This is a genomic window from Micromonospora sp. NBC_01740 (assembly GCF_035920365.1).
In the GTDB taxonomy this organism is placed as follows: domain Bacteria; phylum Actinomycetota; class Actinomycetes; order Mycobacteriales; family Micromonosporaceae; genus Micromonospora; species Micromonospora reichwaldensis.
In genome coordinates this window covers 263,483-285,858 of record NZ_CP109150.1, presented here as the reverse complement: position 1 = coordinate 285,858, position 22,376 = coordinate 263,483, and the positions used below count along the sequence as shown (strand labels likewise).

Sequence of the window (22,376 nt, the reverse complement as noted above, 5' to 3'; positions counted from 1 at the left end):
CCGGCTCCCTGAGGGGGGCCGGGATGGCGAGAGGTCCGCGTCGGCCGGGTGAAACGGCGGCGACGCGGACCTCTCGACGGGCGACGGTGCGGCGGCGGGTCAGCCGCCCAGCCGCTTCAGCGCGTTCTGGAGATTGGTGAGGTCGTTGCGCTGGGTGTTCTTCATGGTCTGCGCGGTCCTGACGACGTCGGGCTCGTCGCTGACGTCGAGGATGCCGTCGATCATGTGGATGCCGCCCAGGTGATGCTTGATCATCAGTTGCAGGAAGAGGACGTCCAGCTCCCGGCCCTCGGCCGCGTGCAGCTTCGCCATCTCCTCGGGGGTGGCCATGCCCGGCATGAGGCCGTTCCTGACCAGGCCGGCGCCGTCGGACATCCACGACATCGGCGGCTCGCTGCCCGCCGGGTCGAGCCCCCACGAGCGCAGCCACGTGTGCATCGTGCCGATCTCGCCCTGCTGGGAGGTGGCGATGTCGCCGCCGATGCTGCGGACCTCCGGGTCGCTGCCCTTGTCGAAGGCGACCAGGCCCATCTCCACCGCCTGCGCGTGGTGGGTCAGCATGTCCCGGGCGAAGCCCGCCTCCGGCGAGGCGTCGCCCGGCCGGGTGAGCCGGGGGGTCAGCATGCCACCGGCGTACCCGAGGAGCAGCCCGACCACGACGGCCAGGGCCAGCGCGGCCGTGCCCCAGCGGGCCGGCGACCGCCGTTCCTCCGGAGCCGGGCTGGCCGGCTCGCTGGTCGCGGTCATGGTCGGGATGCTCATCGCTCTCCTCAGCCCTGCGGCATCTGCTGGGCGTCGTCGCGCGGCGTGGTGCCGGTGGCGGTGATGCCCTGGCTGCACAGCGCGGTCGGCCCCTCGATCGAGGCGTTGACCCGCAGCGTCTTGATGAACTCGTCGATGCGGCCATCGTCGGCGTTGTCGACCTTGAGCTGGTAGCCCCACGCCTGGAGCGAGATCGGCTTGTCCAGCCCCTCGAACGGGCTGAGCATCAGCTTCTCCTTGCCCCGCACCTTGTCGGCGAGCTTCGTCACCTGGTCGGCGGCCAGGTCCGGACGGTAGGTGATCCAGACCGTGCCGTGCTCCAGGCTGTGCACCGCGTGCTCGTTGGCGATCTGGGCGGGGTAGACGTCGCCCATGCAGTTCTGCCAGGCCGCGTTGTGGGGGCCGGCCACCGGCGGGAGCACCGTGTAGGTGAGGGGCCCCGTCTTGTGGTTGCCGCCGGACACGAGGTCCTTGTCCTTCTCGCGGAAGTTGACGATGCCGTCGATCGCGTCCGCCCGGTCCTCCCAGGGCTTGGCGCCCTGGAACGTCGCCCAGGCGCCGTAGCCGATGATCGCCACGGCCAGCACACCCACGGCGACGAAGAGCGCGATCGGCCCCCATGAGCGGCCCTGGCTCACCTTCACCGGGGTGATGGGCTTGCGGCCCTTGCCCCCGGCGCCGGGGCGGGTGCCCGTCGGCTTGCCGGACCCGGCCTTGGCGCCGGTGGAACCGGTCTTCGCGCCGGTGGAACCGGGCTTGGCGCCGCCGGACCCGGTCTTGGCGCCTGCTGCCGGCCGGCCCGCTGCCGGCTTCTTGCCGGTGCTGACCACGTTCGGGCGCCGCTCGGGGCCGCCACCCGGTGTGCTGATGCTCATCGTGCCTCGTCAGGTCGGTCGGTCAGGGGATCCGGCGGGCCGGTCTCACACACTGGGTCGCCGCCGCGGGTGCCGAGTCTACCCCCGATAACATGGATCAGTGACTCCCGCAGAACTCGCCGAGGTCGTCCTATCCGCAGCCCACGCCGTCTTCACCGAGCGTGGCCTGGACCGCTCCGCCCTGCCGGAGCGGACGGCGGTCGAGCGACCTCGCAGCCCCGAGCACGGCGACTACGCCTCCACGCTGGCCCTCCAGCTCAGCAAGAAGGTGGGCGTCCCGCCGCGCGAGCTGGCCACGGCCCTCGCCGAGCAGCTCGGCCGGGCCCCGGGGGTCAAGTCGGTGGAGATCGCCGGCCCGGGCTTCCTCAACATCCGGCTCGACGCGGCCGCCGCCGGCCAGCTCGCCCGCACGATCGTCGAGGCGGGCGAGGCGTACGGGCGCAGCGACCGGCTCGCCGGGCAGCGGATGAACCTGGAGTTCGTCTCGGCGAACCCGACCGGCCCGGTGCACATCGGCGGCGTCCGCTGGGCGGCCGTCGGCGACGCGTTGAGCCGGCTCCTGCGCGCCACCGGCGCCGAGGTCGGGACGGAATACTACTTCAACGACGCGGGCTCCCAGATCGACCGGTTCGCCCGGTCGCTGCTCGCCGCCGCGAAGGGCGAGCCGGCCCCCGAGGACGGGTACGCCGGTGCGTACATCAGCGAGATCGCCGACGCCGTCCGGGGTGCCCGACCCGACGTGCTGGAGCTGGACGACGCCGCCGCCCATGAGGTCTTCCGGGTCGAGGGCGTGCAGCTCATGTTCGCCGAGATCAAGTCCTCGCTGCGCGGCTTCGGGGTGGAGTTCGACACCTACTTCAACGAGAAGGACCTGCACGACCGGGGCGAGCTGGACCTGGCCCTCCAGCGGCTGCGTGACCAGGGCCACCTCTACGAGTCGGACGGCGCGACCTGGCTGCGCACCACCGACTTCGGCGACGACAAGGACCGGGTGCTGCGCAAGTCCAACGGCGAGTGGACCTACTTCGCCGCCGACTGCGCCTACTACCTCGACAAGCGGGAGCGCGGCTTCGACCGCGTCGTGATCATGCTGGGCGCCGACCACCACGGCTACATCGGCCGGATGAAGGCGATGGCCGCCTGCTTCGGCGACGACCCGGAGCGCAGCCTGGAGATCCTGATCGGCCAGTTGGTCAACCTGGTCCGCGACGGCGCCCCGGTCCGGATGAGCAAGCGGGCCGGCACGGTGGTGACCCTGGAGGACCTGGTCGACGCGATCGGCGTGGACGCCTCCCGCTACGCGCTCGCCCGCTACTCCAGCGACTCCCCGATCGACATCGACGTCGAGCTGTGGACCCGGGCCACCCGCGACAACCCGGTCTACTACGTGCAGTACGTGGCGGCCCGGACGGCCAGCGTGGGCCGCAACGCCGCCGAGGTGGGGCTGACCCGGGGCGACGCCGAGGCGTTCCGCCCCGATCTGCTCGGCCACGAGAAGGAGAACGAGCTGCTCAAGGCGCTCGCCGAGTTCCCCGCCGTGGTCGCTGCGGCGGCCGAGCTGCGCGGCCCGCACCGGGTGGCCCGCTACCTGGAGGAGCTGGCCGGGGCCTACCACCGGTTCTACGACGAGTGCCGGATCCTGCCGCGCGGCGACGAGGAGACCACCGACCTGCACCGGGCCCGGCTCTGGCTGAACGACGCCACCCGCACCGTGATCGCCAACGGCCTGCGCCTGCTGGGCGTCTCGGCCCCGGAAAGGATGTGAGCGCCGTGCGAGCGCGAGGAGTGAGCTTGCGAGCCCCGCAGTCGCGAAGCGGAGACAGCTGAGATGCGTGCTCACGAGGCCGGTGCGCTGCACGGTGACATCGGCAGCCGGGGGCCGTCCTGGCTGCGTACCCCGGTCGACGTCAACGCCCTGGTGCCGCAGCTGTGGCCGCGCAACGTCACCCGCGACGGCGACGGCGTGCTCGCCGTGGCCGGCCTCGGCGTCCGCGACCTCGCGGCCGAGTTCGGCACCCCGGTGTACGTCCTCGACGAGGACGACCTGCGGTCCCGGGCCCGGGACTTCCGCACCGCCTTCGACGGCGTCGACGTCTACTACGCCGGCAAGGCCTTCCTCTGCCGGGCCGTGGTCCGGATGATCGCCGAGGAGGGCCTGCACCTCGACGTGTGCACCGGGGGCGAGCTGGCCACCGCGCTGTCGGCCGGGATGCCGCCCGAGTGGATCGGCTTCCACGGCAACAACAAGTCGGTGACCGAGCTGAGCCGGGCGCTCGACGCCGGGGTCGGCCGGATCATCCTCGACTCGTTCGACGAGATCGGCCGCCTCACCGCGCTCGCCCGTGAGCGGGGCGTCCGCCCCCGGGTGATGATCCGGGTCACGGTCGGCGTCGAGGCGCACACCCACGAGTTCATCGCCACCGCGCACGAGGACCAGAAGTTCGGCTTCTCCCTCGCGGGCGGGGCGGCGGCCGAGGCGGCCTTCCGGGTGCTCGACGAGGGCGTGCTGGAGCTGCGCGGCCTGCACTCGCACATCGGCTCGCAGATCTTCGACGCCAGCGGCTTCGAGGTCTCCGCCCGCCGGGTGCTCGGCCTCCAGGCGCAGATCCGCGACGCGCGCGGGGTGGAGCTGCCCGAGCTGGACCTCGGCGGTGGCTTCGGCATCGCGTACACGACGCAGGACGACCCGGCCGCCCCGCAGGACCTCGCGAAGCGGCTGCGCCGGATCGTCGAGGCCGAGTGCGCCGCCGAGCGGCTGGCGGTCCCGCACCTGTCGATCGAGCCGGGTCGGGCGATCGTCGGGCCGGCCGTGTTCACCCTCTACGAGGTCGGCACGGTCAAGTCCGTGCCGGTAGGCACTGGTGGTGACGCAGCGGACGGGCGTCGTGCCTACGTGAGCGTCGACGGCGGGATGAGCGACAACATCCGCACCGCGCTCTACGACGCGTCCTACTCCGCGACGCTGGCGTCCCGGGCGTCGACCGCCGAGCCGATGCTCGCCCGCGTGGTGGGAAAGCATTGTGAGTCCGGGGACATCGTGGTGAAGGATGAATTCCTGCCCGCCGACGTGCAGCCCGGAGATCTTGTCGCGGTGCCGGGCACCGGTGCCTACTGCCGGAGCATGGCCAGCAACTACAACCACGTGCCCCGCCCCCCGGTGGTCGCGGTGCGCGACGGCCAGGCGCGCCTGATCGTCCGGCGGGAGACCGAAGAGGACCTGCTGGCATTGGACGTGGGTTGACATCCTCCGCCGCCCTGATGGGCGGGGGCTCCTTCGGTCGCCCGAAGGTGTTCCTGCTTCGTCGCCGACTGCCCGTAGGGAGAATCCCGTGAGGTGTTACGTCAGCTCGACAGGCGTTTTACCTCTCCGCAAGCCCTGCGGCGAGAATGTTGTTGGCGGCGTTGACGTCCCGGTCGTGCGTGGTGTCGCAGCTGGGGCACGTCCAGACGCGGACGCCGAGGGTGAGTTTGGTGTTGATGCGTCCGCACGCCGAGCAGGTCTTCGACGACGGGTAGAACCGGTCGATGGCGATCACGGTGCGGCCGTACCAGGCTGCCTTGTACTCCAGCATGTTGCGCAGTTCCGACCAGGCCGCATCGGAGATGGCCCGGGCCAGCCGATGGTTGCGAAGCATGTTGCGTACGGTGAGATCCTCGATCATGACCGTTTGGTTCTCGCGGATGAGTCGAGTGCTCAGCTTGTGCAGATGATCGCGTCGCCGGTTGGCGATGCGGGCATGGATACGGGCCACCTTGACACGGGCCTTGGCCCGGTTCGCGGACCCCTTTTCCTTACGGGACAGGTTCCGCTGCGCTATGGCCAGCTTCCGCCGCTCGACGCGCGCGTGACGCGGGTTGGTGACCTTATCTCCGGTGGAAAGGGTCACCAGGCTGGTGAGGCCGGCGTCCACACCGACCACGCTGGACGAGGGCGGCAGCGGCACGACGGTCGGGTCTTCCACCAGCAGGGACACGAACCAGCGACCGGCCGTGTCTCGGGACACCGTCACCGTGGACGGATTCGCGCCTTCGGGCAGGGGCCGGGACCACACGACAGCCAGCGGCGCGTGCATTTTCGCCAAGGTGAGCCGACCGTCGCGCCAGCGAAACGCCGACCGGGTGTACTCCGCCGACGCGCGCGATTTGCGCTTGGACTTGAATCGGGGGTATCGGGCGCGCTTGTCCCAGAAGGCGGCGAAAGCGCTTTGCAGATGTCGCAGCGTCTGCTGCAACGGCACCGACGACACCTCGTTGAGGAACGCCAGGTCGTCGGTGCGTTTCCAATCCGTCAGCCACGCCGAGGACTGCACGTAGCTGGTGCGCTGCCGGTCGTTGGCCCATGCCCGGGTGCGCGCTGCCAACGCCCGGTTGTAGACCAGACGCACGCATCCGAACGTCCGGTTCAACTGTTCGGTCTGCTCAGGGGATGGATAAGAGCGGTACTTGTACGCCCGCTTCACTACCTCACCCACGCCTCATATCTTACCGGTCTGAGAACACTCACCGAGGGGAGGGAGCGGCGTTTCCTCCCCTGCCTGGAGGCCGGGGTATCCACGCCGCGACACCGATGACATCACCTGTGCGCCTGGCACTGCTCGGCTGCGGCACGGTCGGTAGCGAGGTGGTCCGGCTGCTGCACGAGCAGGCGGCCGACCTCGCCGCCCGGATCGGCGCCCCGCTGGAGATCGCCGGCATCGCCGTACGCCGTCTCGGCCGTGACCGGGGCGACCTGCCCGTCGACCCGACCCTGTTCACCACCGACGCGCTGGGGCTGATCAAGCGCGACGACGTGGACGTGGTCGTCGAGGTGGTCGGCGGCATCGAGCCGGCGCGGGGCTGGCTGGTGGAGGCGCTGCGGGCCGGCAAGAGCGTGGTCACGGCCAACAAGGCGCTGCTCGCCGAGGACGGCGCCGCCCTGCACGACGCGGCGGCCGAGGGCGGCGGCGACCTCTACTACGAGGCGTCCGTGGCGGGGGCGATCCCGCTGCTGCGCCCGCTGCGCGAGTCGCTGCACGGCGACCGGATCAACCGGGTCACCGGCATCGTCAACGGCACCACCAACTTCATCCTCTCCGCCATGGACGCCACCGGCGCCGGCTTCGCGGAGGCGCTGGAGGAGGCCACCGAGCTGGGCTACGCCGAGGCCGACCCGACCGCCGACGTGGAGGGCTTCGACGCGGCGGCCAAGGCGGCCATCCTCGCCTCGCTGGCGTTCCACACCCGGGTCGGCGCGGCCGACGTGCACCGGGAGGGCATCACCGAGGTCACGGCGGCCGACGTGGCCAGCGCCAAGGCGATGGGCTGCACCATCAAGCTGCTCTGCATCGCCGCCCGGGGCGCCGACGCCGCCGGCCGGGAGACGGTCAGCGTGCGGGTGCACCCGGCGATGATCCCGCTGGGCCACCCGCTGGCCAGCGTCGGCGACGCGTTCAACGCGGTCTTCGTCGAGGCCGAGGCGGCCGGGCCGCTGATGTTCTACGGCCGGGGCGCGGGCGGCGCGCCGACCGCCAGCGCGGTGCTGGGCGACGTGGTGGCGGTCTCCCGCAACCGGCTCGCCGGGGTGCGGTCGGCCAGCGAGAGCGCGTACGCCGACCTGCCGGTGCGGCCCATGGGGGAGGCGCTGACCCGCTACCACATCAGCCTCGACGTGGCCGACCGGCCGGGTGTGCTGGAGGCGGTGGCCGGCGTGTTCGCCCGGCACGACGTGTCGATCGCCACCGTGCGGCAGGGCCCGGCGGGCGGCGGCGCGACCGGCCGGGGCGAGGACGCCGACCTGGTGATCGTCACCCACGTGGCGCCGGACGCGGCGCTCGCCGCCACCGTGCGGGAGCTGCGCGGACTGGACATCGTCCGTTCGGTGGCGAGCGTGCTGCGGGTCGAGGGCGGGCTCTGAGCGGTCCGTCCGCAGGGCCCCGGTGACGGGAGCGGGCCGGCCCGCGACCGCCGGCGGTGCGGGTCGGGCGCGCCTGGGCCCGTCCGCTGTCCCGGCCCGGCGGGGCGAGCGCTTCCGCGTCTCGCCTGATGGTTAACTGCGGGTGCGCCGGCGGGCACACGGCGAGACTGGTCCAGGCTGGAGGCGTACCCGACTCGGCGGGACGGTAGAGGCGAGGGAGAACGACATGTGGCGGGGTCTGATCGACGCGTACCGGGACCGGCTGCCGGTCACCGACGCCACCCCGGTCGTGACCCTGCACGAGGGGAACACGCCGCTGCTGCCCGCGCCGGTGCTCTCCGCCCGGCTCGGCTGCGACGTGCACCTGAAGGTGGAGGGCGCCAACCCGACCGGCTCGTTCAAGGACCGGGGCATGACCCTCGCGGTCTCCAAGGCGGTCGAGGCCGGCAACAAGGCGATCATCTGCGCCTCCACCGGCAACACCAGCGCCTCCGCGGCGGCGTACGCGGCCCGCGCCGGCCTGACCTGCGCGGTGCTCGTGCCGCAGGGCAAGATCGCGCTGGGCAAGCTGGCCCAGGCGCTCGTGCACGGGGCGAAGCTGCTCCAGGTCACCGGCAACTTCGACGACTGCCTGTCGCTGGCCGCCAAGCTCGCGCAGGACTACCCGGTCGCCCTGGTCAACTCGGTCAACATCGACCGGCTGCACGGCCAGAAGACGGCCGCGTTCGAGATCGTCGAGGCGTTGGGTGACGCGCCCGACATCCACTGCCTGCCGGTCGGCAACGCCGGCAACGTCTCCGCCTACTGGATGGGCTACTCGGAGGAGCTGCGGGACGGCAACGCCACCCGGGCCCCGAAGATGTACGGCTTCCAGGCCGCCGGCGCCGCCCCGATCGTCACCGGGGAGGTGGTCCGCGAGCCGTCCACGATCGCCACCGCCATCCGGATCGGCAACCCGGCGAGCTGGACCAGGGCGCTCGACGCCCGGGACTCCTCGGGCGGGCTGATCGCCGCCGTCACCGACCGGGAGATCCTGGCCGCGTACCGGCTGCTGGCCCGCGAGGTCGGGGTCTTCGTCGAGCTGGGCAGCGCGGCCAGCGTGGCCGGCCTGCTCCAGCAGGCCGCCGCCGGTCGGGTCCCGGCCGGCTCGACGGTGGTCTGCACGGTCACCGGCCACGGCCTGAAGGACCCGGAGTGGGCGATCTCCACCGCGCCCGTGCCCACCACCATCGCCAACGACCCGCTGGCCGCCGCCCGCTGCCTCGACCTCGCCTGAGCCGCCAGCGGATCGGCCTCGTCTGAGCCGCCGGCGGATCGGCGCCGGCCGAGGCCGACGGGAGGAAAACCGGGGCGGCGCATACGAGTCCTGTGCATCGGACTGGGGCAGGGCCGACCGGGGCCGGTCGGGCCGGGTGGGGGAGAATCCGTACCCCCGCCAATCGCCTTTCCAGGAGTGAGTCACGCCGATGTCGCTGCTCGCCAGATTCAGCCTCGCCAACCGAGGGCTGATCGCCCTCATCGCGGTGGTGACCACGCTGTTCGGGGCGTTCGCCGTACCGTCACTGAAGCAGCAACTCCTGCCGTCGCTGGAGTTCCCGGCGGCCTTCATCGTGGCGGTCTACCCCGGCGCCGGGCCCGAGGTCGTCGAGTCGCAGGTCACCGAGCCGATCGAGAACGCCCTCCAGGGCATCCCGGGGCTGGACCAGGTCACCTCGACCTCCCGCGAGGGCTCCACGACCGTCCAGGTCCAGTACGAGTTCGGCACCGACCTGGACGACGTGGTCAACAAGATGCAGACCGCGCTCAACCGGATCGACGCGCAGCTGCCCGAGGGAGTCGACCCGCAGGTCATCGCCGGCAGCACCGACGACCTGCCCGCGGTGGTGCTCGCCGCCTCCGGCGGTGACGACCAGCGCGTCCTCGCGGAGAAGCTGCGCGCCACGGTGGTGCCCGAGCTGGAGGCGATCGAGGGGGTGCGGACGGTCGACCTGACCGGCGCCCGCGACGACGTCGTGGTGGTCACCCCGGACCCGGCCAAGCTGGCGGCGGCGAAGCTCCAGCCGACCGCCCTCGGCGCGGCGTTGAAGACCAACGGCGTGACGGTGCCGGCCGGCGCGGTGACCGACGGCACCCGCGCGCTCCCGGTGCAGGTCGGCACCCGGCTCGCCACGCTGGACGACCTCCGGGGCGTCGTGGTCGCGCCGGCGACGGGCCGGGCGGCCCCGGTCCGCCTCGGCGACGTGGCCACCGTCGAGCAGCAGCTCGCCCCGGCCACCGCGATCACCCGCACCAACGGCAAGGACAGCCTGGGCATCGCGGTCACCGCCTCTCCGGACGGCAACGCCGTGGAGATCTCCCACGAGATCCGGGACCGCCTCGCCGACCTGCGGGAGGCCTCCGGCGCCGAGCTGACCGTCGTCTTCGACCAGGCGCCCTTCGTCGAGAAGTCGATCGAGAGCCTGACCACCGAGGGCCTGCTGGGCCTGGTCATGGCCGTCATCGTCATCCTGGTCTTCCTGCTGTCGGTCCGCTCCACCGTGGTCACCGCGGTCTCCATCCCGCTCTCGGTGGTGGTCGCCCTGATCGCCCTCTGGATCGGCGACTACTCGCTCAACCTGCTCACTCTCGGCGCGCTCACCATCGCGGTCGGCCGGGTGGTCGACGACTCGATCGTCGTGCTGGAGAACATCAAGAGACACCTGGAGTACGGCGAGCCGAAGCGGCAGGCGATCCTCGCCGCCGTCCGCGAGGTGGCCGGCGCGGTGACCGCGTCCACCCTCACCACGGTCGCCGTCTTCGCGCCGATCGCCCTGGTGGGCGGCTTCGTCGGGCAGCTCTTCGCGCCGTTCGCGATCACTGTCACGGTGGCCCTGCTCGCCTCGCTGCTGGTCTCGCTGACCGTCATCCCGGTGCTCGCGTACTGGTTCCTGAAGCCGCCGAGCGGCACGGCGGACGACGCCGAGGTGCGTCGGGCGGCCGAGGAGAAGGAGCTGCGCAACCCGTTGCAGCGGGCGTACCTGCCGGTGATCGGGTTCGCCACCCGCAAGCGGGCCACCCGGTGGATCACGCTGGGGCTCGGCGTGCTCGTGCTGTTCGGCACCTTCGGCCTGTCCCGCCAGCTGGAGACCAACTTCATCGACGACTCCGGCCAGGACACCCTGAGCATCACCCAGGAACTGCCGGCGGGCACCGGCCTGCTCGGCACCGACGCGGCGGCCAAGCAGATCGAGGCCGTGCTGGAGCGCACCGAGGACGTCGAGACGTACCAGGTCACGGCGGGCGGCGGGGACAACCCGTTCGGCGGCGGCGGCAACAACGTCGCCAACTGGTCGCTGGCCCTCGGTGACGGGACCGACGCCCAGGAGATGCGGGAGAAGCTGCGCCGGGAGTTCGACGCGCTGGGCCCGGCCGTCGGTGAGGTCAGCTTCGGCGCCGGCCAGGGCGGGGCGGCGGCCAACCAGATCGAGGTGGTCGTCCAGGGCACCGACCCGGAGGCGCTGACCCGGGCCGCCGAGGAGGTCCGGTCGGCGATGGCCGGGCTGGCGGGCGTCGAGGACGTCTCCACCAGCCTCGCCACCCGGGTGCCGCGCGTCGACGTCACCGTCGACCGGGTCGCCGCCGGCCGGGTCGGGCTCACCGAGGCCGCCGTCGGCCAGGTGGTGGCCCAGGCGTTCCGTGGTTCGCCCCTGGGGCAGGTCACGCTCGACGACGGGCAGCGGGACGTGGTGCTGCGGTTCGCGGGCAAGCCGCCGACCACGGTGGAGGAACTGCGCGCGATGCCGGTCGGGCCGGTGAAGCTCGACGACATCGCCGACGTCACCCAGACCGAGGGCCCGCAGCAGGTGAGCCGGATCGACGGCGAGCGCAGCGTCTCCGTCACCGGTACGGCCACCGGCTCGAACCTCGGCGCCATCACGCAGGAGCTGCAGAAGAAGCTGGACGGCATCGACGTGCCGGGGGCGACCTTCGCCATCGGCGGCGTCAGCGCCGACCAGGAGGAGGCCTTCGCCGACCTGGGCCTGGCCGTGCTCGCCGCCATCGCGATCGTCTTCCTGATCATGGTGGCGACGTTCCGGAGCCTGGTCCAGGCGCTGATCCTGTTGATCTCCATCCCGTTCGCGGCGACCGGCGCGATCGGCCTGCTGCTGGCCACCGGCACCCCGATGGGTGTGCCGGCGCTGATCGGCGTGCTCATGCTGGTCGGCATCGTGGTGACAAACGCGATCGTGCTGCTGGATCTCGTCAACCAGTACCGGGCCCAGGGCATGGGGGTCCAGGAGGCGGTGGTCGAGGGCGGCCGGCGCCGGCTGCGGCCGATCCTGATGACGGCGATCGCCACCATCTTCGCGTTGCTGCCGATGGCGCTCGGCCTCACCGGGGAGGGCGGCTTCATCTCCAAGCCGCTGGCGATCGTGGTGATCGGCGGGCTGCTCAGCTCGACGCTGCTCACCCTGATCCTGGTGCCGACGCTCTACGCCATGGCGGAGAACACCAAGGAGTCGTTCCGCGCCCGTCGGGCCCGCCGCTCCGGCGGGGTGGCCCCGGCCACCGGCACGGGCGACGGCGAGCCGGCCGGCGACGACGGTGGGGCGCCCGCCGCCGAGCCGGTCCCGGTGCCCGCCGGGGGCGCCCCGTCCACCGCCGGCACGGAGGCCACCGACGCCCCGGCGTCCCGGCCGACGCCGTCGGGCGCGCTGGTGGACGGCACCGACCAGTTCGAGGTGCTGCGGCTGCCGAAGAGCCGCACGTCCCCGCTGCCGCCGGCCGAGTAACGGCAGTGCGCGAACACCCCCGACGGGTCCCACCCGCCGGGGGTGTTCGCGTTCGGTCAGGTACCCGCCGTACGCCTGGCCCGCCGGTCACCGCCCGGTAGGGTCCCGAACGTGCCGTCCACCGTCTCGGTCCTCACCCACAACCGCAACTTCCGCAATCTGTTCCTCGCCGAGCTGGTGGTCTTCGGCGCCGACTGGTTCGTCATGGTGCCGCTGCTGGTGCTGCTGCCGGACCTGACCGGCAGCGGCGTGTGGGGCGCGCTGGTGCTCGCCGTCGACACCGGGATCGTGGCGCTGCTGCTGCCGTACACGGGCACGATCGCGGACCGGTTCGACCGGCGCAAGATCATGATCGTTTCGAACGTCGCGGCCCTGTTCGGCGTGCTGCTGCTGCTCGGCGTCCGCAGCGCGGAGACCGCCTGGCTGGCGATGGCCGGGATCGGTGTCGTGGCGGTCGCCAAGGCGTTCTACTCCCCGGCGGCCCAGGCGGCCCTGCCCAACGTGCTCGACCCCGACGAGCTGGCCGCCGGCAACGCCGTCGCGGGCTCGGCCTGGGGCACCATGACCGTCGTCGGCGCCTCCCTGGGTGGCGTGCTCAGCGCCGCCGTCGGCCCGTACGCCTGCTTCTGGGTGGCGGCGGTGGGCCTGGTGGTCGCCGCGGGCCTGGCCACGCTGATCCGCCGGCCGTTGCAGGCGCCCCGCGACGCGGAGCTGCCCGTGCAGCGGACCTGGCCGGCGATCCGGGAGGCGCTTGGCTACATCGGGCACCGGCCGAGGGTGCTGGCGCTGGTCACCGTGAAGTCGGCGGTGGGCCTCGGCAACGGCGTGCTGACGGTGTTCCCGCTGCTCGCGGCCGTGTACGGCGTGGGCCCCGTCGGCACCGGGCTGCTCTTCGCGGTCCGCGGGGCGGGGGCGCTCGTCGGGCCGATCCTGATGCGCCGGGTGCTGACCAACCGCGCCTGGCTGCTGCCCGGGCTGGCGCTGTCGATGTCCCTCTACGGCCTGGCCTACCTCGGCACGTCGGTCGCAAACTGGTTCCCGCTGGTGCTGGCCCTGGTCTTCGTCGCCCACTTCGCGGGCGGCAGCAACTGGGTGATGTCGAACTTCGCCCTGCAGGGGGAGGTGCCGGACCGGCTGCGGGGCCGCGTCTTCGCCACCGACATGATGCTGGCGACGCTCGCCGTCTCGGTCAGCCAGCTCGCCGTGGCCGCAGTGGTGGACACCGTGGACGAGCGGGTGGTGCTGGCCAGCTGCGGCCTGGTCACGGTGGTCTACGCGGTCGGCTGGCGGATCGCCACGCGCCGGCTCTCGCTCACGGACCCGGCCGCGCAACCGGCCCCGAGCGCCGCCCGCTGACGGCGGCGGCCGGCCCGAGCGCCGCGCGCTCGCACACGCCGCCCGCCGACTCCGAGCGCCGCGCGCTCGCGCCGCCCGCCGTCCCGCCCGGCGGTCAGGGCTGGTCCGTCCCGGCGCCCGTCGGCGTGTCCGGCCGGGATCGACCGCCCCACTGCGCCGGCACGTCGGCCCCGCCCTCCACGGTCCACCCCGGGTCGGTCGGCGGCACCGGCTGGGCGACGGGCCCCGGCGCGGTGGTCGGCACCGGCCCGCCGCCGGCGAGCGGCCGTCCGCCGAACGGGCCGGCCTCCGCGCCGCCCGCCCGCCGCCCGACCAGCACCGCCGCGATCAGCAGACCCGTCCCGATCGGGTACGCCAGGGCCTGCACCCCGCCGTAGGCCAGGTTCATGAGCCGGAAGTTCGAATATCCCCAGTCGAAACTGAACGCGCGGGACAGCAGCAGGATCCAGGCCACGTTGAACAGTGCGCTGCCCAGCAGCACGCCGAGCCCGGACAGCGCCAGCAGCCGGGGCTTCCGGGGCAGCCGCCCCCCAGCCGTCGCGGCCAGTACGAGCCCGACCAGCAGCACCAGCACCGTGGGCGCCTCGAAGACGACCGTCCTCGCCAGGTACTCGAATTCGCGCATTCCCGCCTCCAGCCGCCGTCGGTCGGGCCAGGCTAACGGACCGGCGGCGCCACCACCGTCCGGTGACGAGGCCGTCGGGCCCGGTCCCATCCGGCGGGCGGCGATCCGCCCCGTCGGTGCGCAGCCCTACCATGAGCCCGTGCCGACGAACTTCATCTCCGGCCCGGTCCGGGTCCGGGTCCCCGCCACCAGCGCCAACCTGGGGCCGGGGTTCGACGCCCTGGGGCTCGCCCTGGCGCTGCACGACGACGTGGCCGCCGAGGTGACGGCGGGGGGCGTCACGGTGACCGTGGCCGGGCAGGGCGCCGGGGAGTTGCCGGCCGACGACCGGCACCTGGTCGTCCGCGCCATGCGGGCGGCCTTCGACGGGCTCGGCGGGCAGCCGCCCGGGCTGGCGGTGGAGTGCGTCAACCGCATCCCGCAGGCCCGTGGGCTGGGTTCCTCGTCCGCGGCGATCGTCGCCGGCGTGCTGCTGGCCCGTGCGCTGGTCACCGACGGCGAGACCCGGCTCGACGACGCCGCCGCGCTGCGCCTCGCCGCCGAGATCGAGGGCCATCCGGACAACGTGGCGCCGTGCCTGCTCGGCGGCTTCACCCTGGCCTGGACGGAGCCCTCCGGCGCCCGGGCGGTGTCGCTGCCGGTCGCCGACGGCGTACGCCCGACGGTCTTCGTGCCGGCGGAGCGTGGCCTGACGGCCACCGCGCGGGCCGCGCTGCCGGCCACCGTGCCCCACGGCGACGCGGCGCTGAACGCGGGCCGCGCCGCGCTGCTGGTGCACGCGCTGACCGCCGACCCGAATCTGCTGCTGCCGGCCACGGTCGACCGGCTGCACCAGGACTACCGCGCCGACGGCATGCCGGGCAGCGCCGCCCTGGTGAAAGCGCTGCGTGAGGCCGGTGTGGCCGCCGTGGTCAGTGGTGCGGGCCCGACCGTCCTGGCCCTGACCGGCCCGCCCGAGGGCTTCGACCCGGGAACAGGCTGGGAGGTCTGGCGGTTGGATCCAGACGGGCGCGGAGCACAGGTTGCCCGGGGTAGACTGGGACACGCAGAGCGGGACCCTGTTGCCGCAGGTCGGAAGAGTTGATTACGCTCTAGACTTAGCACAGCCGCGAAGCATGCGATCTCCCTGCGGGTCGGCGCACCCCCGAAGCTCTCGGCGGTCAGCCCGTCACCCCTGCCTAGGCCCACGCCGCACCGCAGTCTTCACAGGTCGCCGCAGACGGCGAGACCTGCTCACCGACCTTCGGTGAGTCTGGAAACCGACCGGCTGCTGTGTCACAGACTCCCGCGACGCGTCCATGCGAGGCGGGTGCACCGAGGCCGCCCGGCCACCTTGTTTTCGACTCCGGGCAGTCCCGGCCTATCGAGGGAAGGAATCCATTGAGCGACACCACCGACGTGACGTCGGATGTTTCCAACGTCGCTGGCGATGCCACCACCGCCGCCGCCCCCGCCCGTCGTCGGCGTAGCGGCACCGGCCTGTCGGCGATGCTGCTGCCGGAGCTGCAGAGCCTGGCCGCGTCGCTCGGCATCTCGGGCACGGCCCGCATGCGTAAGGGCGAGCTGATCAGCGCGATCTCCGAGCGGCAGGGCGGCGCCACCGCCGGGACCCCTCGACCGCGGGCCGAGGCCGCTGCCGCTCCCGCCCGTGAAGAGGCCCACGCCGAGGTCCGCGAGAGCACCGAGCGGCCGGCGGCCGGGCGGCGTACCGCGGAGCAGGCTCCGGCGGAGCCGGCGGCTGCCGAGGCCGAGCCCCGTGGCCGGACCCGGCGCAGCCGGGCCGCCACCTCCGAGGCACGGGCCGCGGAGGCCCGTCCGGTGGAGGCTCGTGAGGCGGAGGCTGCCCGTCCGGCGGAGGTTCGTCCGGCGGAGACGCGCGCGGACGAGGCCGAGGCCGGCGAGCGTGCCGACCGCGGCCGTGAGCGCGGTGACCGCGCCGAGCGCGGCGACCGTGCCGAGCGCGGCGACCGTGCCGAGCGCGGCGACCGTGCCGAGCGCGGCGAGCGTACGGAGCGGGGCGACCGTGCCGAGCGCGGCGAGCGTGCGGAGCGGGGCGACCGTGCCGAGCGCGGCGACCGCAACGAGCGCGGTGACCGTGCCGAGCGTGCGGACCGCGGTGACCGCGCGGAGCGGGGTGACCGTGCCGAGCGCGGTGACCGTGCCGAGCGGGGCGAGCGCAACGAGCGGGGTGACCGCGGCGAACGTGCCGAGCGCGGTGACCGCAACGAGCGGGGCGAGCGTGCCGAGCGTGCCGAGCGGGGCGGCGACCGTGACCGCAACGAGCGCGGCGACCGGGGCCAGCGCGTCGAGCGTGACAACGACGGCGACGACGACGAGAGCGGTGGCCGGCGTGGCCGGCGCAGCCGGTTCCGGGACCGCCGCCGTGGCCGCGGTGAGCGCGCCGAGGGCGGCGACGGTGGCCGCGATGGCCGCGATGGCGGGCGCGACGGCGGGCGCGAGCCGCAGGTCGGCGAGGACGACGTGCTCGTCCCGGTGGCCGGCATCATCGACGTGCTCGACAACTACGCGTTCGTACGGACCACCGGCTACCTGGCCGGCCCGAACGACGTCTACGTCTCCATGTCGCAGATCAAGAAGTACGGCCTGCGGCGCGGCGACGCCATCACCGGTGCGGTGCGCGCCTCGCGCGACGGCGAGCAGCGGCGGGACAAGTACAACCCGCTGGTGCGGCTGGACACCATCAACGGGATGGAGCCGGACGAGGCGAAGCGCCGGCCGGAGTTCTACAAGCTCACCCCGCTCTACCCGCAGGAGCGCCTGCGGCTGGAGACCGAGCCGCACATCCTCACCACCCGGGTCATCGACCTGGTCATGCCGCTCGGCAAGGGCCAGCGCGCGCTGATCGTGTCGCCGCCGAAGGCGGGTAAGACGATGGTGCTCCAGGCCATCGCGAACGCGATCACGCACAACAACCCGGAGTGCCACCTGATGGTGGTGCTGGTGGACGAGCGGCCCGAAGAGGTCACCGACATGCAGCGGTCGGTGAAGGGTGAGGTCATCGCGGCGACGTTCGACCGTCCGCCGCAGGACCACACCACGGTGGCCGAGCTGGCGATCGAGCGGGCGAAGCGCCTGGTCGAGCTGGGCCACGACGTGGTCGTGCTGCTCGACTCGGTGACCCGCCTCGGTCGGTCGTACAACCTGGCGGCGCCGGCCAGCGGCCGGATCATGTCGGGTGGTATCGACTCCACCGCGCTCTACCCGCCGAAGCGTTTCCTGGGTGCGGCCCGCAACATCGAGAACGGCGGCTCGCTGACCATCCTCGCCACCGCGCTGGTGGAGACCGGGTCCATGGCGGACACGGTCATCTTCGAGGAGTTCAAGGGCACCGGCAACGCGGAGCTGAAGCTGGACCGGAAGATCGCCGACAAGCGCATCTTCCCGGCCATCGACATCCACCCGTCCGGCACGCGCAAGGAGGAGATCCTGCTCGCGCCGGAGGAGCTGGCCATCATCCACAAGCTCCGGAAGGTCCTGCACTCGCTGGACTCGCAGGCGGCGCTGGACCTGCTGCTGGACAAGCTCAAGCAGACCCGCACCAACATCGAGTTCCTGATGCAGATCGCCAAGTCGACGCCGGGGGAGTGACCCTCCCCGGGTGAGACAGCGAGAAGGGCACGGCCACGAGGCCGTGCCCTTCTCGCGTCCCTGCCCGTCGGTTTCGTGGGTGAGCTTCGGTGCCGGTGCCGGTGCCGGTGCCAGTGCGGTGCCGGGTGCCGGGTGCCGTGCGTCGGTCGGGTGCCGGGCGTCGGGCGCTGCGTACCGCAGACGGGCAGCCGGACGATCCACCTTGCCAGCTCGCTTCCGTGACGATCGGTAACCTTCGGCTCGAAGAGCCTTCGTTGTGACTCTACGTGACCGAATTTGGGCGTGGGAAGAGCGTGTCGCCTCGGCCGTCGTTGCTGAGGGCCTGTGACCAGGTAATTCGTCGTGGGGTGCGATCCGGCCGCATCATCCTCCAGTTCCCCTTTGCTCTGCATCCACATAGGCGCCGCTTACATGGCGTGTCCGGTGCGGATATGGATGCAGAGCAAAGGGGACGGAGCGAGGGGTGGAGCGGCGCAGAGTCGCCCACTCTCCGTGACCGAATGTGGGTGGTCGTGCGGTCCCGGGCCGCACGCCGCAGGGCGGCCCCCGGGCGCACGCCGCAGGGCGATCCACCGAGCGCACGCGCGGTGTGGGTGGCCGTGGGGCCTCGAGCACATGTCGCGGTGTGGCCGTGGGGTGCGGCGGTGAGGTCCGTGGGTGCGCCGTGAGGTCCGTGGGTGTGGCGGCGGGGCGCGCGGTCGCAGCACGTGCTGCCGGGTTGTGGCTCCGCTTGTGCGGTGCGGTGCGGGGAGGTGCGGTGCGGGGAGGTGCGGTGCGGGGGCCCGTGCTCCGAGGGCCCGTGCTCCGGAGGGGGCGGTGTCGGCAATGGCGGGGACGACCGCCGGAAGGGTGGAGTTTTCCTTCGCTTTGGCCGGCAGCTATTGAAACTTCTATTCATCGTCCGGTTGACTGTCGCCCATGCGTACCCGCAGACGATCCGCCCGGCTCGCAGGCGTCCTGCTGCTGACGCCGCTGCTCACCCTGGCCGGCACCGTGCCGGCGAACGCCGGTGCGCCCGCTCCGGCCACCGACCCGTCCCTCACCGCCGCCGAGGACGCGCCGCGCGCCTCCTCGTACTCCGCAGGCTCCGTGACGCTCGCCGGCGATCCGGCCGCGAGCATGTCGGCCGCCGCGGCCCCGACCGGCGTGGAGCCGGCCGGCGGGCTGGAGACGGCGAAGACCACCCGCCCGGTCGCCCCGGGCCTCAACCTGACCTCCTTCGACCGGTACGACGCCGACGGCTGGCTGCGCGCGGACGCGCTGACCGCCGACCTCACCGGCGGCCTCACCGTGGACTACGTCAATTCCGGCGCGGTCAGCCGGGCCGAGCCGCTGCGCGGCGCCGTCGACGCGGCCCGTGCGGTTGCCGCCGTCAACGGCGACTTCTTCGACATCAACAACTCCGGTGCCGCCCAGGGGGTCGGCGTCCGCGACGGCCAACTGGTCCAGTCCGCGGTCAGCGGGCACCGCAACGCCGTCGCGATCACCACCGAGGGGCTCGGCCGGGTCATCGAGGTGAACTTTGACGGCACCGCGACCCTGCCGACCGGTCCGGTGACGCTGACCCAGTTCAACAACATGATCCAGGCGAACGGGATCGGCGTGTTCACCGCGCTCTGGGGGTCGTACACCCGGCAACGCGCGGTCGAGGGCGCCGCCCGCGTCACGGAGGTCACGGTGGTCGACGGCCGCGTCGCCACCGTCGCCGGGACGGCCGGAAGCGGGGCGGTCCCGGCCGGCACCACCGTGCTGCTCGGCCGCGACGCCGGCGCGGACGCCCTCGCCGGGCTGCGTCCCGGCGACGCGGTGACGGTCGCCTACCGGCCCAAGCCGGCCGACGGCAGCAACCTGCACGCGGCCGTCGGCGGCGGCAACGTGCTGGTCCGCGACGGGGTGGTGCAGAGCATCGCCGACGCGTCGCTGGCCCCGCGCACGTCCGTCGGCTTCTCCGCCGACGGCCGGCGCATGATCATGATGACTGTGGACGGTCGGCAGGTCGACAGCCGGGGCGTCACCCAGACCGAGATGGGCCGCATGATGGCCGAACTCGGCGCCCACCATGCCCTCAACCTCGACGGCGGCGGCTCCTCGACGCTGCTCGCCCGGGAACCGGGTGCGGCGGCCGTGCAGGTGGAGAACAGCCCGTCCGACGGCAGCGAGCGGGCCGTGCCCAACGGCCTGGCCATCTACGCGCCCAAGGGCAGCGGCCGGCTCACCGGGTACTGGCTGGAGACCGCCAGCGACCCGACCACCGCTCCCGGCGTCGCGCCGGTGCGCGGCGGCCGGCCCGACCGCGTCTTCCCCGGCCTGACCCGCCAGCTCACCGCCGCCGGCCACGACGAGACGTACGGCCCGGCGGCCGGCGCGCCGACGTGGCGGGCCAACCCGGCGGTGCACGGCGTCGTCGACGGCAAGGGCCGCTTCCGGGCCCTCCTGCCCGGAAGCACCACGGTCACCGCCTCGCGGGGCGCGGCCCGTGGCACCCTCGACCTGACCGTGCTCGGGCCGCTGGCCCGGATCGACTCCACGGTGGACCGGGTCGGCCTGACCGGTGCCGAGGGCAGCGCGCTGTTCGGCGTCGTCGGTTACGACGCCGAGGGCAACACCGCCCCCATCGAGCCGGCCGACCTGAAGCTCGACTACGACAAGGACCTGCTGAAGATCGCGCCGACCGCCGACGGCAACCTCGCCGTCACCGCCCTGCGGGACACCGGCTCGGCGCTGGTCACCGTCCACGTTGGCCGGAGCAGCACCGTCCTGCCGGTCACCGTCGGGCTGACCGACGTGCCGGTGGCCGGCTTCGACGACGCGGCGGCCTGGAAGTTCAGCCAGGCGCGGGCCAGCGGCGCGGTCGCGCCCGCGGCGGGCCGCACCGGCACGGGCCTGAAGATGACGTACGACTTCAGCCAGTCCACCGGCACCCGGGCCGCGTACGCGGACCCGCCCGCCTGGATCGAGGTCGCCGGCCAGCCGCAGGCGTTCGGCATGTGGATCCACGGCAACGGCACGGGGGAGTGGCCCAGCCTGCACCTGCACGACGCCCAGGACACCCAGCACGTGCTGCGCGGCCCGCTGATCACCTGGACGGGCTGGAAGTACGTCGAGTTCGCGGTCCCCGCCGGGGTGCAGTACCCGGTGCGGGTCCGCCGGTTCTACGTGGCGGAGACCAACGCCGCCGCGCAGTACCGCAGCGAGGTCATCATCGACGACCTGGTGGCGAAGGTGCCGCCGACGGTCGACGCGCCGGCCGAGAAGCCGCGCACCGACCGGGTGGTGCTGCGCGACGGCACGGTGGACGGGGCGCCCTGGCGCTTCGCCGTCCTGTCCGACGCGCAGTTCGTCGCGGCGAACCCGGACAGCGACCTGGTCGCCCAGGCCCGCCGTACGCTCCGCGAGGTCAAGGCCGCGAAGCCGGACTTCCTGGTGATCAACGGCGACTTCGTGGACACCGCCTACCCGGCGGACTTCGCGCTCGCCAAGCGGCTGCTGGACGAGGAACTCGGCGGGGAACTGCCGTACTACTACGTGCCCGGCAACCACGAGATCATGGGCGCCCCGATCGCCAACTTCCGGGCCGCCTTCGGTGACACCGAGCGGACCTTCGACCACAAGGGCACCCGGTTCGTCACGCTGAACTCGTCGACGGGTTCGCTGCGCGGCGGCGGCTTCGACCAGGTGCGGATGCTGCGCGAGGCGCTCGACTCGGCGGCCGGTGACCCGGCCGTCGGCTCGGTGGTCGTGCTGCACCACCACCCGCCGCGCGACCCCAGCCCGGCCAAGGCCAGCCAGCTCGGCGACCGGAAGGAGGCGGCGCTGCTGGAGCAGTGGCTGGCCGACTTCCAGCACCGCACCGGCAAGGGCGCCGCGTTCGTCGGCGGGCACGTCGGCACCTTCCACGCCGACCGGGTCGACGGGGTGCCGTACCTGATCAACGGCAACTCGGGCAAGAACCCCTCCACCCCCGCCGACCAGGGCGGCTTCACCGGGTGGACGGAGTTCGGGGTGGACCCGGTGAGCCCGGCCGAGGCCGACCGGGCCCGGCGCAACCCCCTCGTCGAGGGCCCACGCTGGGTCAGCGCCGAGACGCACGCACACGTCGACGCGCTCACGCTGACCGCCCCGGCCAGCGTCGCGGTCGGCGCCCCGGCGACGGTCACCGCCACGGTGACCCAGCCCGGCGGGCGTACGGTGCCGGTGGCGGCGCCGGTGAGCGCGGACTGGTCCGCCTCGCCGAACGTGCACGTCGGCTCGATCCTCGGGCTGAAGCCCTGGCACGTGGCCCGCTTCGACCCGGCCACCGGCAAGCTCACCGCCCTGCGCCCCGGCGCGCAGGTCAAGCTCGCCGTCGCGGTCAACGGCGCGCGGGCGGAGGCCACCGTCACCCTGACGGCCGCCGCCGCGGCTCCCGCCGCCTGAGATGCAAGGAAGGGCACCTTCCTGTCGCCCAGGCGATGGGAAGGTGCCCTTCCTCACACCCGCGACCG

General features: G+C 73.2%; 13 protein-coding genes. 9 read left to right on the top strand and 4 right to left on the bottom strand.

Annotated elements, in window-relative coordinates:
* Positions 1 to 99 precede the first annotated feature (99 nt).
* Both OG989_RS01200 and OG989_RS01195 read right to left on the bottom strand, forming a co-directional pair.
* Complete coding sequence (locus OG989_RS01200; protein ID WP_327029453.1) at positions 100 to 762, bottom strand: DUF305 domain-containing protein; 663 nt, start codon at positions 760 to 762, stop codon at positions 100 to 102.
* Positions 763 to 770: 8 nt separating this feature from the next.
* Positions 771 to 1,637, bottom strand: coding sequence for a DUF3105 domain-containing protein (locus OG989_RS01195; protein WP_151452902.1), 867 nt, complete (start codon positions 1,635 to 1,637; stop codon positions 771 to 773).
* 100 nt (positions 1,638 to 1,737) lie between these two features.
* Between OG989_RS01195 and argS the strand changes: the two genes are divergently transcribed.
* Together argS and lysA are read left to right on the top strand one after the other, a co-directional pair.
* Complete coding sequence (gene argS / locus OG989_RS01190) at positions 1,738 to 3,402, top strand: arginine--tRNA ligase (protein WP_327029452.1); 1,665 nt, start codon at positions 1,738 to 1,740, stop codon at positions 3,400 to 3,402.
* A gap of 63 nt (positions 3,403 to 3,465) precedes the next feature.
* Entirely contained in the window at positions 3,466 to 4,878 is a 1,413-nt protein-coding gene (gene lysA, locus OG989_RS01185; RefSeq protein WP_327029451.1) for a diaminopimelate decarboxylase, read from the top strand.
* Between the two features lie 118 nt (positions 4,879 to 4,996).
* Here the strand turns inward: lysA and OG989_RS01180 are convergent, their stop codons facing one another.
* Positions 4,997 to 6,109, bottom strand: a complete 1,113-nt coding sequence (locus OG989_RS01180; RefSeq protein WP_327029450.1) for an RNA-guided endonuclease InsQ/TnpB family protein — start codon at positions 6,107 to 6,109, stop codon at positions 4,997 to 4,999.
* A 107-nt stretch (positions 6,110 to 6,216) separates the two neighbouring features.
* Here OG989_RS01180 and OG989_RS01175 point away from each other — a divergent pair, with 107 nt between their 5' ends.
* The 4 genes from OG989_RS01175 to OG989_RS01160 all read left to right on the top strand — a co-directional run bounded on the left by OG989_RS01175 (position 6,217) and on the right by OG989_RS01160 (position 13,658).
* Positions 6,217 to 7,530, top strand: a complete 1,314-nt coding sequence (locus OG989_RS01175; RefSeq protein ID WP_327031088.1) for a homoserine dehydrogenase — start codon at positions 6,217 to 6,219, stop codon at positions 7,528 to 7,530.
* Positions 7,531 to 7,756: 226 nt separating this feature from the next.
* Positions 7,757 to 8,806, top strand: coding sequence for a threonine synthase (gene thrC / locus OG989_RS01170; RefSeq protein ID WP_132231180.1), 1,050 nt, complete (start codon positions 7,757 to 7,759; stop codon positions 8,804 to 8,806).
* 190 nt (positions 8,807 to 8,996) lie between these two features.
* Entirely contained in the window at positions 8,997 to 12,302 is a 3,306-nt protein-coding gene (locus OG989_RS01165) for an efflux RND transporter permease subunit (RefSeq protein WP_327029449.1), read from the top strand.
* A gap of 111 nt (positions 12,303 to 12,413) precedes the next feature.
* Positions 12,414 to 13,658, top strand: a complete 1,245-nt coding sequence (locus OG989_RS01160) for an MFS transporter (protein ID WP_327029448.1) — start codon at positions 12,414 to 12,416, stop codon at positions 13,656 to 13,658.
* Positions 13,659 to 13,752: 94 nt separating this feature from the next.
* Here OG989_RS01160 and OG989_RS01155 read toward each other — a convergent pair whose 3' ends face one another.
* Positions 13,753 to 14,283 (bottom strand): hypothetical protein, encoded by a 531-nt coding sequence (locus OG989_RS01155; RefSeq protein WP_151452894.1) that lies wholly within the window; start codon positions 14,281 to 14,283, stop codon positions 13,753 to 13,755.
* A gap of 139 nt (positions 14,284 to 14,422) precedes the next feature.
* Between OG989_RS01155 and thrB the strand changes: the two genes are divergently transcribed.
* From thrB to OG989_RS01140, 3 genes are all read left to right on the top strand, one after another.
* Positions 14,423 to 15,367, top strand: a complete 945-nt coding sequence (gene thrB / locus OG989_RS01150; RefSeq protein WP_151452893.1) for a homoserine kinase — start codon at positions 14,423 to 14,425, stop codon at positions 15,365 to 15,367.
* Positions 15,368 to 15,663: 296 nt separating this feature from the next.
* A complete protein-coding gene (gene rho / locus OG989_RS01145; RefSeq protein WP_327029447.1) occupies positions 15,664 to 17,892 on the top strand; it encodes a transcription termination factor Rho in 2,229 nt (742 codons plus the stop codon).
* A 918-nt stretch (positions 17,893 to 18,810) separates the two neighbouring features.
* Positions 18,811 to 22,308, top strand: a complete 3,498-nt coding sequence (locus tag OG989_RS01140; protein WP_327029446.1) for a phosphodiester glycosidase family protein — start codon at positions 18,811 to 18,813, stop codon at positions 22,306 to 22,308.
* Positions 22,309 to 22,376 lie beyond the last annotated feature (68 nt).